The organism is Rhizobium skierniewicense Ch11, from assembly GCF_023757665.1.
Classification (GTDB): Bacteria; Pseudomonadota; Alphaproteobacteria; order Rhizobiales; family Rhizobiaceae; genus Agrobacterium; species Agrobacterium skierniewicense.
This window is the reverse complement of record NZ_RXPG01000009.1, coordinates 332,053-348,363: the sequence shown is the minus strand read 5'-3', so window position 1 is coordinate 348,363 and position 16,311 is coordinate 332,053. Positions and strand designations below refer to the sequence as shown.

The window sequence follows — 16,311 nt, the reverse complement described above, 5'->3', positions numbered from 1 at the left end:
ATTGGCGACAAATTGCGACATGCCTCATAAATGCGACATCACCAGATTATACATTTAAAACAGGGCGTTAATACGCGGCTTCCGAAACATTTCGTCGCAGTATGCCAAAAACGGCGAGTAGACGTTCCTTAACATCGATTCCCTCGCAACAAGAGAATCTTAACCTACTCCCCGTAAAAACAAGGGGGTAGGCAACAGGAGCTCTCTCGATGGAGAAGGGAACGCAAATCCGCTACTTCGATGTGAGCGCTCGCAATATGGCTCCCACACGCTCGAAAACAGCGCATTCGGACTTTCTTCGAACCGGTAAAATCGCCCGTTACGAGCAAAAATGGATACCACGCGAACCGCGTTATCTGACTCATGATGAAGTCGCCGAAATTACCGGGCGCAAACTCCAGACCGCTGGTGAAATGACCCATTCCCGGCTGAACTCTTTTCATCAGTCGATCCGTTTTCCGCAAATGGTGTTTCATCGCACCATCGAGGAAAGTCCGCACCTCGGCTACTGCCACGTGACGGCATCCCGCACCAGCTTCGATGCGCATACGCCGGTGCTGTTTTCGTTTTACTTCGCCAATTTCTTTTCCGAACTGTGCGGCGACGAGCAGTTCTTCGAAAATATCGACCCACGCCAGTCGCGCATGTATTTCGCCATCGCCATGGATATGGCCGGTGACAAGACAGTGAAGATCAACAAGGCGATTCATCGTGATGGTCTGTTGTTTCGCACGAGCGACCCGAAAATCGCGCTCAAGAACGTGCTGATGCTGGGTACCCGCTCCAGCGAGATGCGCAAGTTCATCCGCACGCTCTGACACCGTTGCGCAGATGGCTTTTCAACTGGGCTGAAAACCTCTAAAGGATGCCGCGCGAAAGTGTGGCGCCAAAGGCGGCACGCCTGAAAGGCTCAAGCATCCATGGCGCGTCATATTCACATCGATCATAACAGGGAAACGGCGCTTCGCGACGCCGTCCATGTCCTGTCGTCCGGCCATCCCGTCGCCATTCCCACCGAGACGGTCTATGGCCTTGCAGCGGATGCCACGAACCCTGCCGCCATTGCCCGCATTTATGAAACCAAGGGACGCCCTCAGTTCAACCCGCTGATCTGCCATATGGCAAATATCCAGATGGCGGAAGATCATGCGGTTTTCGATCCCATCTCGCGCAAACTGGCGAATGCATTCTGGCCGGGACCGCTGACCCTCATCCTGCCTTTAAAGCCCGACAGCCAGATCCACGCGCTGGCGACGGCGGGTCTCGATACCGTTGGCATCCGTATTCCCCAGGGCTTTGCCAGTGATTTGATCGCGGCTTTCGGAAAGCCGCTCGCAGCCCCCAGCGCCAACAGCTCCGGCAAGATCAGCTCTACCAGCGCTGCCCATGTGGAGGTGGATCTGGGTGATAAGGTCAGCCTTATTCTGGATGGCGGCGCAGCACCGGTGGGCGTGGAATCCACAATCCTCAAAGTCGAAACGGATGGCTCGGTTCGCCTCCTGCGTCCCGGCGGGCTGGTTGCAGAAGAGATCGAGCGTATCCTGGGTCTGACGCTTGCCCGGTCGGAAAAAGCATCCGCTACCATTGAAGCGCCCGGAATGCTGGCCTCTCATTACGCGCCCGGTGCATCAGTGCGATTGAATGCCGTTTCCGTCGAGAAGGACGAGGCCCTGATCCGCTTTGGTGGCGCAGCGATAGCCGGTGAGGCACATGCCTTGACGGTGCTTGATCTCAGCCCTACCGGCAATCTGGCGGAAGCTGCGACGAACCTGTTCGACCACCTCAAAACCGCCGATGCCAGCGGCGCGCGCAGCATCGCCATTACCTCCATTCCCGAAACAGGCCTTGGCGAAGCCATCAACGACCGGCTGGCGCGTGCCGCTGCACCACGACCCTCAACGAGGGCATCATGACCACCACCGCCCTGCCCGACGATCTACTCCAGCGTTTCGTGACCATCGTTGGTGAGAAGAACGCCGTGCGCGATCAGGCTGATCTTGCACCTCATCTCGTCGAAAATCGCGGACTGTATAAGGGCGCCTCGCCGCTGCTGCTAAAACCGGCCTCTACGGAAGAGGTCGCCGCCATCCTGAAGCTCGCCAGCGAAACCGGCACGGCCATCGTCCCGCAAACGGGCAACACCGGTCTGGTGGGCGGGCAGACGCCGCGCAGCGATGGCAACGACGTCATTCTGTCGCTGGAACGCATGAACCGCGTTCGCGACATCGATCCCATTGCCAACGTCATCATTGTGGATGGTGGCTGCATTCTGGATCACGTTCATCAGGAGGCCGAGAAGGTGGAACGCATGTTTCCACTGTCGCTGGGTTCGCAAGGGTCCTGCCGCATCGGCGGAAATCTTGCCACAAATGCGGGCGGCACGGCCGTTCTGGCTTACGGCAACATGCGGCAGCTTTGCCTGGGGCTCGAAGTCGTCCTGCCGACAGGCGAGATCTGGAATGGTCTTCGCCGCCTCAAGAAGGACAATACGGGTTATGATCTGCGCGATCTGTTCATTGGCTCCGAGGGCACGCTTGGCATCATCACCGGTGCGGTGTTGAAACTCTTCCCCAAGCCGAAAGGGCATCAGGTCGGCTTTGCCGGGCTCAATTCGCCGGAAGAGGCGCTGAAACTGTTCGAGCGCGCCTCGACCTTGTGCGGAGCGGCGCTCACCGGCTTCGAGTTGATGCCACGCATCGGCATCGAGTTTACGGCCAAACATATTCCGGGCGTACGCGACCCCTTGGAGACAGCGCATCCATGGTATGCGCTTATCGACATCTCGACCTCTGACAAGGCCGAGACGGCACAGACCATGATGGAAACTCTGCTGGAACAGGGTTTTGAGGCCGGTATCGTACAGGATGCGGTCATAGCCGCATCGGAGGCGCAGCGTCAGGCTCTGTGGCACATGCGTGAAAGTATGTCAGATGCGCAAAAACCGGAGGGCGGCTCCATCAAGCACGACGTGTCCGTGCCGGTCTCGAAAATCCCCGAATTCATGGCGGAAGCGGCGGCTGGTGTGATTGACGCCATTCCCGGTGCGCGCATCTGTGCCTTCGGTCATCTCGGCGATGGCAATATCCATTACAATATTTCCCAGCCTGTCGGTGCCGACAAGGCAGAGTTCATTGCCCGCTGGCGTGAGATCAATCACATTGTCCACGGCATCGTGCTGTCATATGGCGGATCGATTTCTGCGGAACACGGCATCGGCCAGTTAAAACGTGACGAGCTTGCCGATATCCGCCCAGGTATCGAAATGGAACTGATGCGCCGAATCAAGACAGCCTTCGATCCGGCGGGCGTCATGAACCCGGGCAAGGTCGTTCGCATTTAGCGGTCATCTCTATCGCTTCCGTTTAAGAATAGAGCACTCTACCCACAGCCCGAGCTCCCGTTGTGGCGCCTTTTTTTGGGCGTCACGCTCGTCATCCCCACCCATTTTTGGCTTTCGCATCCTTGGCAATTGCCGGGAGCGCTGAGCCCTGCGCTAGCTGTTTCTCAGGGCGATGCGCGCAGGGACGGCCAACGCGTTTTCTCCTGTCTACATGAACTGGAAATCCGATCTCGGCACGGACGCCTGCCCACAGGCTGCCGTGCCAATTCAGGATTTCGAAACCCTATCGGTCCGCCTTTTGCTAACCATCTGGGAATGCAAAGTTTTCTTAACCTCGATTTTTAAGCTGTCTCGAACAAGCGGCCGCTATCTTCTCCCTATCAGAGGACGAAAAGTCCCGGACGAGACCATGAAACGGCTCTCAGGTAAAACAAGGATAGCATGATGACCAACACTGTTCTGAAGCCCGAATGGGCAGGCGCGACACTCCGGCTCGACCCTACACGGTTCCCGCAGCAGATCACCTACGGCAAGGACAAGGGTTCAGCCGATATCGCTATCACGCTCGACGAGCGCGGCGCAGTTCTTCGCAAGGTTCTCCAGTCCAGCGGCCTTCCATTGTCCTTTGCGCTTCCGGCCAGGGCGTTCAAGGGTGTTGCCGCACGCGCCATCGACCATGGTGACGGACAGGTCACCGTGACGCTCGAACTTCACCACGACGACCCGGACCTCTGCATTCCGCTGCTGGTGGCGCACGACCTGTGCGACATCGCTGCCGATTGGCGCAGCTGGTCTGAGGCCTACCGCATTCCCATGCTGATGGTCGAAGCGGATGGCGTTGCCCGCCCACTGGAAGATCATCTCGGCCATGTGCGGACCAAGACCACCAGCCCGCGTCGCCGCCACTCCTACTTCGCCGACCGCCGCCCGCGCTTCCTCGTGCGCCGCAGCACCGGTTCGCTGGGTATGAGCCTGCGTATTCAGGGTAAGGAAATCATCGCCCGCAGCTGATCCTCCACATCTGCGGACAAAACGAAAAAGCCGGTGCGTCGAAAGACGTCGCCGGTTTTTGCGTGTCAGCCAACGACCAAAGGTAACAGCAGCCCGGCGAAAATCAAAAGACCAACGCGGTTGTTGGATTTGAACAGAGCCAAGCATTGTTCGACATTGTCGATATCGAGAACCCTTACCTGACCAAACAACAGGAAGGCAGAGATGACGAGGCCAAGATAACCCGACCAGTGAACACCAGCCGTCAAGAATGCCAGAAAGATGAAGACCAAGGCTGCCCCGTAGAGACCAATCAGCCAACTATGCGTCTTCTCTCCGAACAAAAGCGCGGTCGAACCGATACCGGCAGCGGTATCGTCTTCCCGGTCCTGGTGGGCATAGATCGTGTCATAACCAATTGTCCAGGCGATAGCACCGACGTAAAGCAGGACTGGCGAGATCGATAGTGAACCGAATTGACCCGCCCAGCCCATCAGGGCGCCCCATGAGAAGGCAAGCCCGAGAAAAAACTGCGGCCAGTTGGTGAAGCGCTTGGCGAAAGGATAGATCGCCACGAATATGAGCGATGACAGGCCAACGACAATGGCAAAACCATTAAAGGACAACAAAACCGCAAGTCCGGCCATCGCTTGGATGACAATGAAGATTTTCGCCTGTTTGCGACTGACCCGCCCCGACGGCAAGGGCCGAGAGCGGGTGCGCGCCACCGCCATATCGATCTTGTGGTCGACCAGATCGTTATAGGTGCATCCAGCGCCACGCATGGCGACGGAACCGGCGAAAAACAGAAAGAGATGAAAAAGCAGAAGGACCCAGGAGAATATGCCGAGATGCTGCGCTGTGTTCGCCGCCATCGCTGCGGACCAGAAACAGGGCCACATCAACAGTTCCCAGCCGATAGGACGGTCCCAACGCGCCAGCTGCGCATAGGGCCATAGCGTCCTCGGCAATATCCGATAGACCCAATTGTTGGATGGCGCATCAGAAACGCGGCCGGAAAGATCGCCTTGGTCAACCATATCAAGCGTTCTACGCTTGGCTTTTACGAAGCGTCAAGCAAAACACCTCGGCACCGCCCGCTGCCTCGTCAAAACAGAACTTTTTCCAGCGGTGGTCGCGTCTTTTCGAATTCGCGCAATCTCTCTTCCGTCGCAGCGATATAGTCCCGATTGTCCGGCACGACGTCTCCGCGCTTTGCCAGTTGAATCTGGAAAATATGGAAATTTTCGTGCGTGAACGCCATCTCGGAACCTGCGAGATAAAATTCCCACATTCGGAAAAACCGCTCGTCGTAAATGGCAATGGCTTGGGCCTTCTTGGCTACGAAACGCTCGCGCCATTTGCGCAAGGTGTGGGCATAGTGCATCGGCAGTATTTCGATATCGCGCACCAGCAATGCGGATTTTTCGACGGCGGGCAAAACCTCCGATAAGGAGGGGATATAGCCGCCGGGGAAAATATATTTTTCGATGAAGGGATTTGTTGCGAGTGCAGGATAGGGCTGGCCGATGGAATGCATCACCATCACACCCCTATCATCCAGCAACTCTGCAGCTTTGGTGAAATATTCGCGGTAATGCGTCGGCCCGACATGCTCGAACATGCCGACCGAGACGATACGGTCATATTTGCTGGAGGCGGGCAGATGACGATAGTCCTGCAATTCGAACCGGAGCTTGTCCGCCAGCCCTCGCTTTTGCGCACGGTCGCGCGAGACCCGCAATTGCTCTTCGCTCAGCGTGATGCCGGTAACATCCACACCTGAACTCTCAGCCAGATACATGGCCATGCCGCCCCAGCCGGAGCCTATTTCCAGCACGCGTTGCCCCGGCTCCAGCAGCAGTTTTGCCGCGATATGCCGCTTCTTGGCAACTTGCGCCTCGTAGAGGCTAATGCCAGGCGGATTGAAGTAGGCGCAGGAATATTGCCAGTCCTCGTCCAGAAACAGATCGAACAGCTTGGCGCTCAAGTCGTAGTGGTGGGCGACATTGTCCTTGTTGTGGTTGATGGGCAGATGCATCTTGATGCGCGACGCAATGATGCGCGCCATGCCGCGCCAGACCATGCCGAACGTCAGCGCCTCGCTCAGCGTGTTGCCTTTGATCAGTGCCAGAAAATCATAGATGTCGCCTTCAACGACGGCCATGCGGCCTTCCATATAGATTTCAGCGAGTTTGAGGGCAGGATCTCCGGCAATCTCATCCATCGCCGCATCATCGGTGAAGTTGAGAGCAACTTTTTTCCCGGTTCCGTTACCATACACGTGCAGCCCGCCGGGGCCGGTTACGACGAGATTGCCGGTCTTGACTATTTTTCCAAGCAGAGCATGCAGAGACGAGGCCATTTCACCCCCCATAAGCTAAGTCTCACTTATCAATTGGGGTAAAGCTATCGCTTTCGTTCAAAGTTTCAAGCGACTCTAGTTTCAAATAAATTGAATGATTTCATGCTGTAAAAGCGGCTTCCTTTGATGGAAACCGCTCTTTTCAACCTTGGGTCAACGTTTCTTCATGGCTTCGGCCATCGCCGCAGCCAATGCACCGCCGGGTTGCGCCGTCTCTGTGCGCGGTTGCGGCTTGGCACTGGCATGGCGCATGGCATTTGCGGTGCCTTTTTCGCGCATCGGCTGAGGTGCCGCCTCACCTGCGTCCTTGCGCATGGTCAGCGCAATGCGCTTGCGCTTCACGTCGACCTCTACCACGCGCACCTTTACGACATCGCCAGCTTTCACGACCTCATGCGGGTCCTTGACGAAGCGGTCGGCAAGCTGGGAGACGTGAACCAGACCGTCCTGATGCACGCCGATATCCACGAAAGCGCCGAAAGCGGCAACGTTCGTGACCGTTCCCTCCAACAGCATTCCAGGTTTTAGATCGGTGATTTCATCGACGCCATCGGCAAAGGTTGCGCTCTTGAAACTCGGACGCGGATCGCGACCGGGCTTTTCCAGTTCGGCAATGATGTCTTTAACGGTGGGGAGACCGAACTGCTCATCGATGAACTGTTTCGGGTCCAGAGACTTCAATGCCGCGCTGTCGCCCATCACAGAGCGCAGGTCGCGACCGCAGGCGGCGACGATCTTTTTGGCGACGCCATAAGCTTCCGGGTGCACGGAAGATGAGTCCAGCGGCTCCTTGCCGTTGGAGATGCGCAAAAAGCCCGCGCATTGCTCGAATGTGCGCTGTCCCAAACGTGGCACCTTTAGCAGTTCCTTGCGGCTGGCAAACGGCCCGGTCTGGTCACGGTGCGACACAATCGCATCGGCAATCGAGCTACCCAGGCCCGAAACGCGAGACAGGAGTGGTGCCGATGCCGTATTGAGATCGACACCCACCGCATTCACCGCATCTTCCACCACCGCATCCAGAGAGCGAGACAGCTTGCCTTGGTCGACGTCATGCTGGTACTGGCCGACCCCGATGGATTTCGGTTCGATCTTCACCAGCTCCGCCAGCGGATCTTGCAGACGTCGAGCGATGGAAACCGCACCGCGCAACGAAACATCCAGATTGGGGAATTCGGCAGCAGCACTGGCCGAGGCAGAATAGATCGACGCGCCAGCTTCCGACACGATGACCTTGGTGGGCTTTGCGCCGCTCAACTGCCCGAGCATATCGGCCACCAGCCGTTCGGTTTCACGGCTTCCTGTACCGTTGCCGATGGAAATCAGCTCGACATTGTGCTTCTTGATGAGGCTCGCAAGCTCCGCCTGCGTGCCGCGAATATCGTTTCGTGGCGGGAACGGGTAGACCGTGGTCGTATCCAGCAACTTGCCGGTGCCATCGATAATCGCCACCTTGACGCCGGTGCGGATGCCCGGATCGAGACCCATGGTGGCACGCGAACCGGCAGGCGCCGCCAACAGCAGATCTTTCAGGTTACGGGCAAAGACGTGGATAGCCTCTTCTTCGGCCCGCTCTCGCAATTCGCGCATCAGGTCGAGCGATAGAGACATGGATAGCTTCACGCGCCAGGTCCAACCGGCAACCTCCATCAGCCAAGCATCGGCGGGACCGGCGCTGCGAATATCGAACGCGCTGGCGACGGTGCGCTGCGCCGGTTTGACGGGAGATGGATCATCGGCATCGACATCGATTGTCAGCGTCAGAACCTCCTCGTTCCAGCCGCGCAGCATGGCCAGCGCCCGGTGGCCTGGCACAGTCGCCCATTTTTCGGAATGGTCGAAATAATCAGAGAACTTTTCGCCCGTCGCCTGCTTGCCGTCCACCACCTTGGCGCGGAAGGTGGCGTTGCGGCGCATGTAATCACGCAAACGGCCGAGCAGATCGGCATTCTCCGTCATGGTTTCGGCAACGATGTCGCGGGCACCCTCAAGCGCCGCCTTCACATCCGCGACCTCTCCCTGCACATAGGCCTGCGCCAAAACGGAAGGGTCCGCACTACGATTGTCCCAGATAGCCTGCGCCAACGGACCCAGCCCACGCTCACGGGCAATCTCGGCTCGGGTACGGCGCTTGGGTTTGTAGGGAAGGTAGAGATCTTCAAGTTCGGCCTTGGTCACGGCAGACACGATCTTGACCATCAGCTCATCGGTCATCTTTCCCTGACCGCTGATAGAATCGACAATCGAAGCACGCCGGGCGTTGAGTTCACGCAGATAGGACAACCGTTCCGCCAACGTGCGGAGCTGGGTATCATCGAGCCCGCCGGTCACTTCCTTGCGGTAGCGGGCGATGAAGGGAACGGTCGCACCCTCGTCCAGCAACGCAATCGCCGCCTTTACCTGTTCGGCGCGGGCGTTGATCTCGGAAGCGATGGTTGGTGCAAGGCGGGCATTATCTGCGGACATATGGTTCTCTGAACTGTTTTAAATTTTGCCAGAACATAGATACTGAATGTAGCATGACAACAAGAAGCTTGCGCGATTCCACAGAAAAGCATGGGCTGAGCTTGACCTTTCAGCCCTTGGCCCTTAACGCCCCAACAACACGATTAAAGGCGAGATGACAGGGGTGTCGACCATGAAAGTTCTGTTGATCGGTTCCGGCGGACGCGAACATGCGCTGGCATGGAAAATCGCCCAGTCCCCCCGTCTTGAGCACCTTTACGCCGCCCCCGGCAATCCCGGCATCGCCGAACACGCCACGCTGGTCTCGCTCGATATTGAAGATCACGCTGCGGTTATTTCCTTTACCAAGGACAAGAATATCGACTTTGTCGTCATCGGCCCGGAAGCCCCGCTGGTTGCTGGTCTCGCCGATGATCTTTGCGCCGCTGGTATCGCCACCTTCGGCCCGTCGAAGGCGGCGGCTCAGCTGGAGGGGTCCAAAGGTTTCACCAAGGATCTCTGCGCCCGTTACGATATTCCAACCGGTGCCTACCAGCGCTTCAAGTCTGCAGAACCGGCCAAGGCCTATGTCCGTGAACAGGGAGCGCCCATCGTCATCAAAGCCGATGGTCTGGCCGCGGGTAAGGGCGTGACCGTCGCGATGAGTGAGGCGGACGCCCTTGCCGCCATCGATGATTGCTTTGATGGCGCCTTTGGTGCAGCGGGTGCTGAAGTCGTCGTGGAAGCATTCCTCGATGGCGAGGAAGCCAGCTTTTTTTGCCTTTCCGATGGCAAGACGGCGCTGGCGCTGGCCACCGCGCAGGACCACAAGCGTGTCGGCGATGGCGACACCGGCCCCAATACGGGTGGCATGGGCGCCTATTCGCCAGCGCCGGTCATGACGCCCGCGATAGTCGAGCGGACCATGAAGGACATCATCGAGCCGACGATCAAGGGCATGGCCAGGGATGGCAACCCGTTTTCTGGCGTGTTTTTCGCAGGCTTGATGATGACCCAAAAAGGCCCTGAACTCATCGAATACAATGTCCGCTTCGGTGATCCCGAATGCCAGGTGCTGATGATGCGCCTGAAAAGCGACCTGCTGCCCATTCTCTATGCCACAGCCACCGGCACGCTGGATCAAGTGACGGTAGAGTGGAGCGACGACGCGGCGCTCACCGTCGTTCTGGCCTCCAAGGGCTATCCAGCTTCCTACGACAAAAACACGCCCATTGCGCATGTTCCCGATGCACGCGAAGATGCCAAAGTCTTCCACGCGGGGACGGCGCTCAAAGACGGGCAACTGGTCGCGACCGGCGGACGCGTGCTGAACGTCACGGCCCTCGGCAAAACCGTAACGGAAGCACAAGCACGCGCCTATGCCCTGGCAAAAGACGTGACATGGGACAATGGGTTCAGCCGCAGCGATATCGGTTGGCAGGCCGTGGCTCGCGAGAACGCGACGTAAAACGAACCCGAATTTCGTTCAATATTTACCAAAATTCCTGACCCTATGGAAAGGAAGTTTCGGTAAATTTCCGCCCCAGTTGAAGCAGCAAAACGGCTGCGAGAAACGGGGGAAACCATGCGCAAGACTTTGCTGACGGTCGCAATCGTACTGACAAGCGGCTCTGCCATGGCGTCTTCCATCGACGTCATTCACGGCAACCGCACAGGCAACGGCAGCGTGATCTTGGTAACCTGCGAGGGTTGCCCGACTGCGGCGGTCAAGACCAAACCGGCAGATGCAGCACCCACACTTCCCCCCGGCATGCAGGATATCTCCATTCGCGATGTGGACGGCCAAAGGCAGATTGTGCGAAGAGAAGCATGGCTTGGCGGCTCGCCCGTGACCTATGTCAGCAAAAATCCCGCCTGGCTGCCGGCCGACGACACGGCAACGGCACTCGGCGAAACCGCTCCGACGATCGATACGCTGGTGAAGACATCCGCGGTGGACACCGTCATCGGCAAGGACGTTGTCGCTCCTGTCGCCGCAGATGCTTCGACACCGCTCGCCTTTGATAATTTGATGTTACGGCCATCCCACTGACGTCGGCCATCCCAAGTCAGTCTCGAGTATCAAAGGCAACCACCGATCGAAATACGGTGTCTGACTTTAGATAAATTGCGCCTTACTATCGTTCTTGACTAAAACTTAAATATTTATTCAGCGTTATAGCGCTTCATATTCTGTCAGAAGGTGCGATGAGCGCACCGGTATCGCGCATCAGGCGCTTATCCAAAACATACACCAGATCGTCGCGTTGTCGTTGAACGCGTCGTAGCCCCGTGAGCGCTCATGAAAAACCTGCCGATTTCCCGACAATTGATCCTGCTTGTGGTCGCCCTGATGGCAGCCTTTGCCTTGACGACCTATTTCCAGATCAAATCGTCCGTCAACGCCATTTACGAAGAGCGCTACGGCATGCTGCGCACGCAGGTGCAGTCGTCCATTTCGATTTTGCAGTCGTTTTACGACAAGGAACAAGCCGGCACGCTGACGCGTGAACAGGCCATGGCTCAGGCCTTCGCAATCGTCACATCCATGAAATATGTGCCGGATGGCTATATGTTCGGCTATGACTATGATGTGAAGATGCTGTTTCATCCCGATCCCAAGCGCGTCGGGCAAAGCTTCAAGGGCAAGCCAGACAGCCAGGGCTTCAACTACCGTGACGAGTTGGTTCGCCTCGGGCGCGCCGGTGGCGGCGAGACCAGTTTTTACGGCCCCAAACCGGGCGTGGAAGGCGACACCTATCTGAAAAGCTCCTACGCCATGGCGTTCGAGCCCTGGCAAGTCGTGGTCGTGACGGGTGTCTATGTCGATGACCTCCAGGCTCAGGTTCGTTCCACCATCATCAATGCCATCTCTTTCGGCGTCGGCGTGTTTCTGCTGGGCCTTCTGGCCGCCTATGTCGTCATCCGCGGTATTTCCAAGCCTCTCGACGATATTCACAAGGCGCTGGGCGAAGTCGCCAATGAGAATGTCGATCTGGCCATTCCGCACACAGGCATGAAAAACGAAATTGGCCTGATGGCCAAGGCCACCGAAGCGCTGCAACACAAGGTGCGCGAGCGCCACACCATGCAACGCCATCAGGAAGAGCAGCAGGACCAGCTGGACACGGAGCGCCAGAACAATCTGAACATGCAGCGTGACGAGGCCGAGCTTCAGGCACGTGTCGTCACCACCATCGGAGATGCGCTTGCGCAACTGGCTCAGGGTGATCTCACCGTTCGCTGCCGCGATCTCGGCTCCCGCTACGCAAGCCTGCGCGATAACTTCAATGATGCACTGTCGCAGCTGGATGCAGCGATGGAAAAGGTCAATATCAAGAGCATCGATATTGGTGGTTCCAAGGACGAAATCCGCAAGGCCTCCAACGAGCTTTCGCAACGCACCGAGCGTCAGGCCGCAAGCCTGGAAGAAACCTCAGCCGCTCTGGACGAGCTGACAGTTGCGGTTCGCCAGACGGCGGATGGTGCAACGGAAGCGGCAAAGCGGGTCAACTCCATTAGCAGCGATGCCAACCACAGCGACAAGATCGTCGAGCAGGCCATTGGCGCGATGAGCGGCATCGAGCAATCGTCGGAGGAAATCTCCAAGATTATCGGTGTTATCGATGGTATCGCTTTCCAGACCAACCTTCTGGCACTCAACGCTGGCGTCGAAGCCGCCCGCGCTGGTGAGGCAGGCAAGGGCTTTGCCGTAGTCGCACAGGAAGTGCGTGAGCTTGCGCAGAAATCCGCAGCAGCCGCCAAGGAAATCAAAGAGCAGATTGCCCGCTCCTCCACGCAGGTGGAAAACGGCGTGCGGCTTGTTGGCGAGGCAGGCGATGCGCTGAAGCGGATTTCCGACCAGATCAAGTCTTCGAGTGACATCGTCAGCAAGATCGCCCATTCGGCAGCCGAGCAGGACACGACGCTGCGCTCCATCTCCTCCTCGCTCAACCAGCTGGATGCGGCAACCCAGCACAATGCCGCCATGGCCGAGGAAACGACCGCATCGGCCGAAGCCCTGGCCGCCGACACGGAAGAGTTGCTCAACCTCATTCGCACCTTCCGCGTCTCGCAGTCCTCGGCATCCTCTCTGCATGGCATGGGTCAGCAGATGCGGATGGCAGGCTGACGCGCGTTAACGCGATGCACTGCAGATCATAAAACGCCGGGGAGAAATCTCCGGCGTTTTATCGTGTCAGCTGATCCAGCACATCGATCTCGGCGGGCGAAAAGACGGCAATGCCAGCTTGCCCGAGCAACGCAGCGGTAACGCCTTGGCCCGCCTGCTTGCGGCCGGAAAACGAGCCATCGTAGATGGCGACCGAACCACAGGACGGGCTGCCATCGATCAGCAGCGCGTAGCCGCAATCATTGTCTTTCGCGAATGCCAGCGCCTTCTGCGCCCCGGCGATGAATTGCGCCGTGACATCGCCACCAGTGATTTCGAGAACCCGCGCAGTGCCTTCCAGCACATCGAGACCAGAAGCCCCATTCTCAATTTCCGCAGGCGGACGCGGAACGGGCATACCACCCGCCATTTCAGGACAAATCGTCACCAGCCTGCCCTCATCTTTCCAGCGCTCTATGGCGGGATGCAAGAACGCCTTGCCCATGCCGTCATAGCGAACGGCGTGGCCGAGCAAACAGGCGCTGATGAGGATTTTGGAGGTTTTCATGCGTGGCCTACCCCGCTCTGCCCTGCAGGGCATCTCCCCCACACGTGGGGAGATCGACTAGTCGCGAACTCCCGGCAATCTCACCCACTGATCTTGGAGAAATCAGCAACCGTTCCTGTGGCCTCACGAATGGCCTTCAACAGCGCCAGACGGTTGGCGCGGATGGCGTTGTCTTCGTCGTTGACGAGCACGTCTTCGAAGAACTTATCCACGGGAGCGCGCAACGTCGAAAGCGCCTGCATCGCCGAACGGAAATCCTCCGTCTCGACCGCCTTGGCGGCATCGGCAGAGGCCGTCTTGATGGCAGCGTAGAGTGCTTTTTCGGCGTCGAGCTTCAAGAGTTCTTCCGAAACGCTGTCGGCCACCACAGTGCCCTTCTTTTCTTCTGCGGCCAGAAGCTGGGTGGCGCGCTTGGTGCCGGCCAGAAGGTTGATACCATCCTGATCGGTGACGAAAGCGGTCAGTGCCTCGACGCGGCGGGCGACCATGAGGAGGTCGTCGGTCTCAGGCGTGAGCACGGCTTCGATGAGATCGTAACGGGCGCCGAGATCGCGGAGGTAGACTTTGAGGCGGTCGTGGAAGAACGAGAGGAGGTCGGCGTCCTTGACGACACTCAGGAGAGGCAAGCGCACATTCCGCTCCAAAATCATACGCACCACACCCAATGCCGCACGGCGCAGCGCGAACGGGTCTTTCGAGCCTGTCGGCTTTTCATCGATGGCCCAGAAGCCGACCAGCGTATCCAGCTTATCGGCCAGCGCGACGGTGATGGCTACCTTGTCTGTCGGCACGCGGTCGGAGGGGCCCTGGGGCTTGTAGTGGTCTTCGATGGCAGCAGCGACGCTTTCGTTTTCGCCTTGGAGCGTCGCATATTTGCGGCCCATCAGGCCCTGCAACTCGGGGAATTCTCCCACGGCTTCGGTGCGCAGATCGGCCTTGGCGAGAACCACGGCGCGGTCTACCAATGCGGCATCGGCACCGATAACGGGCGCAAGCTGCTTGGCCAGTTCGCGGATGCGGGACACGCGTTCACCCTGCGTGCCGAGCTTGGCGTGGAAGATGACATCAAGCGCATCGAGCTTTGCCATGCGCTGGTCCAGCGGCTTATGGAGATCGAGATCGAACTTGGCGGCTGATGCGGTCAGCGTTTCCAAGTCCGGCAGGTCGCCCTGGTCGCGGGTCCAGAAGTGCTTGGCGTCTGACAGGCGGGCGCGCACGACCTTGCCGTTGCCGTGGATGATTTCCTTGCCGCCGTCTTTCGCTTCGATGTTGGAGACCAGAATGAAGCGGTTGGAGAGGCCTTCCGCAACGCCTTGCGGGCGGGTGACGAAGCACTTCTGGTTGGTCTTGATGGTCAGGCGAATGATTTCGGCGGGGATTTCGAGGTAATCTTCCTCGAATGTGCCGATCAGCACTTGCGGCCATTCGACAAGGCCGGAGACTTCTTCCAGCAGGCCTTCGTCTTCCACGAGGTCGAGACCGTTGGCGAATGCCAGATCCTTGGCATCGTGCAGGATGATGTCCTTGCGGCGCTCCGCATCCAGAATAACCCTAGCCTTTTCCAGATTGGCGGAATAATCTTCGAAGCGGCGCACGGTGATGGCATCCGGCGCGTGGAAGCGGTGGCCATAGGTGATGTTTCCGGCCACGATGCCATCTATTTCGAAGGGAATGACCTGCGTTTCATCATGTTCGGGTCCGAACATGCAGACGATGGATTGCAGCGGGCGCACCCAAGTTAGGCTTTCCGAACCCTTGCCTTCGATGCCGCCATAGCTGGAGCCCTTGGGCATGGAGGCCGGGCCGGAGCGCATGGAAACCGGCCATGGAAATTTACGGATAATGCCGGGCATGACGTCGGCGATGATCTCTTCTGCTGCACGGCCGGGCTTGTTGACGATAGCGACATAGAAATCACCCTTCTTCGGGTCGGATACGACCTGCGCCTGCGAAACATCGCTGAGGCCAGCGCCGCGCAAAAAGCCTTCGATGGCCTTTTCGTTTGCGTCGGTACGCGGGCCTTTCTTCTCTTCGCGCACATCGGCGGAGCGGGCGTTGAGGCCGCGAATATCCAGCGTCAGGCGGCGCGGCGTCCAGTATTCCCGCGCACCATCATAGGTCAGCCCTTTTTCCACCAGCGCATCGGTGACGAGCTTCTTAAGATCGCCAGCCGCCTTCCGCTGCATACGCGCAGGAATTTCCTCGGAGCGGAGTTCAAGCAGAAGATCAGGCATATCGAGTTTCCGGTATCATGGATTTTCAGTTGGCCTCTGCTAGCAAAATTTGAGGTGGATGCACAATGGTAATATCGGGCGGGCGCTTTACCGTTGCGCTTGAGCTTGCGGCGTACCCCCCTCTGCCCTGCCGGGCATCTCCCCCTCACGTGGGGAGATCGGCAAGCGGCACGACCTTCACTGCATCCGCAGCGTTCAAGATGGGCGAGAGCTAGCCACGGGTCGATCTCCCCACTTGAGGGGGAGATGTCCGGCAGG

General features: G+C 58.3%; 12 protein-coding genes. 7 read left to right on the top strand and 5 right to left on the bottom strand.

Annotated elements, in window-relative coordinates; genetic code table 11:
• The first annotated feature begins 209 nt into the window (after positions 1 to 209).
• From EKM04_RS10120 to EKM04_RS10105, 4 genes are all read left to right on the top strand, one after another.
• Complete coding sequence (locus EKM04_RS10120) at positions 210 to 818, top strand: DUF6656 family protein (protein WP_183894255.1); 609 nt, start codon at positions 210 to 212, stop codon at positions 816 to 818.
• Between the two features lie 102 nt (positions 819 to 920).
• Positions 921 to 1,913 (top strand): L-threonylcarbamoyladenylate synthase, encoded by a 993-nt coding sequence (locus tag EKM04_RS10115; protein ID WP_183894253.1) that lies wholly within the window; start codon positions 921 to 923, stop codon positions 1,911 to 1,913.
• Positions 1,910 to 3,340 (top strand): FAD-binding oxidoreductase, encoded by a 1,431-nt coding sequence (locus EKM04_RS10110; RefSeq protein WP_183894251.1) that lies wholly within the window; start codon positions 1,910 to 1,912, stop codon positions 3,338 to 3,340. The genes EKM04_RS10115 and EKM04_RS10110 overlap by 4 nt, the downstream gene beginning before the upstream one ends.
• Positions 3,341 to 3,784: 444 nt before the next feature.
• Positions 3,785 to 4,351, top strand: coding sequence for a DUF6101 family protein (locus EKM04_RS10105; RefSeq protein ID WP_174152230.1), 567 nt, complete (start codon positions 3,785 to 3,787; stop codon positions 4,349 to 4,351).
• Positions 4,352 to 4,416: 65 nt separating this feature from the next.
• Here the strand turns inward: EKM04_RS10105 and ubiA are convergent, their stop codons facing one another.
• The 3 genes from ubiA to EKM04_RS10090 all read right to left on the bottom strand — a co-directional run bounded on the left by ubiA (position 4,417) and on the right by EKM04_RS10090 (position 9,161).
• Positions 4,417 to 5,370: a 4-hydroxybenzoate octaprenyltransferase gene (gene ubiA / locus EKM04_RS10100; RefSeq protein ID WP_183894249.1), complete on the bottom strand. Its 954-nt coding sequence runs from the start codon at positions 5,368 to 5,370 to the stop codon at positions 4,417 to 4,419.
• A gap of 68 nt (positions 5,371 to 5,438) precedes the next feature.
• The gene (locus tag EKM04_RS10095; protein WP_183894247.1) at positions 5,439 to 6,695 is read right to left on the bottom strand and encodes a cyclopropane fatty acid synthase; all 1,257 of its coding nucleotides are present in this window, start codon (positions 6,693 to 6,695) and stop codon (positions 5,439 to 5,441) included.
• A gap of 153 nt (positions 6,696 to 6,848) precedes the next feature.
• Positions 6,849 to 9,161 (bottom strand): Tex family protein, encoded by a 2,313-nt coding sequence (locus tag EKM04_RS10090; protein WP_183894245.1) that lies wholly within the window; start codon positions 9,159 to 9,161, stop codon positions 6,849 to 6,851.
• A gap of 172 nt (positions 9,162 to 9,333) precedes the next feature.
• Between EKM04_RS10090 and purD the strand changes: the two genes are divergently transcribed.
• The 3 genes from purD to EKM04_RS10075 all read left to right on the top strand — a co-directional run bounded on the left by purD (position 9,334) and on the right by EKM04_RS10075 (position 13,272).
• Positions 9,334 to 10,608: a phosphoribosylamine--glycine ligase gene (gene purD, locus EKM04_RS10085; protein ID WP_183894243.1), complete on the top strand. Its 1,275-nt coding sequence runs from the start codon at positions 9,334 to 9,336 to the stop codon at positions 10,606 to 10,608.
• A 117-nt stretch (positions 10,609 to 10,725) separates the two neighbouring features.
• On the top strand, positions 10,726 to 11,193 hold the full coding sequence (locus EKM04_RS10080) for a plant virulence effector HPE1-like domain-containing protein (RefSeq protein ID WP_183894241.1): 468 nt from the start codon (positions 10,726 to 10,728) through the stop codon (positions 11,191 to 11,193).
• Between the two features lie 249 nt (positions 11,194 to 11,442).
• Positions 11,443 to 13,272 carry a methyl-accepting chemotaxis protein gene (locus EKM04_RS10075; protein ID WP_183894239.1) on the top strand — a complete coding sequence of 610 codons (1,830 nt, stop codon included), beginning with the start codon at positions 11,443 to 11,445 and terminating at the stop codon, positions 13,270 to 13,272.
• Positions 13,273 to 13,330: 58 nt separating this feature from the next.
• On the opposite strand, the gene EKM04_RS10070 is transcribed toward EKM04_RS10075, so the two are convergent.
• Together EKM04_RS10070 and glyS are read right to left on the bottom strand one after the other, a co-directional pair.
• Positions 13,331 to 13,819: a 2-thiouracil desulfurase family protein gene (locus tag EKM04_RS10070; RefSeq protein ID WP_183894237.1), complete on the bottom strand. Its 489-nt coding sequence runs from the start codon at positions 13,817 to 13,819 to the stop codon at positions 13,331 to 13,333.
• A gap of 80 nt (positions 13,820 to 13,899) precedes the next feature.
• Positions 13,900 to 16,053, bottom strand: coding sequence for a glycine--tRNA ligase subunit beta (gene glyS, locus EKM04_RS10065; protein ID WP_183894235.1), 2,154 nt, complete (start codon positions 16,051 to 16,053; stop codon positions 13,900 to 13,902).
• Positions 16,054 to 16,311: the final 258 nt, after the last annotated feature.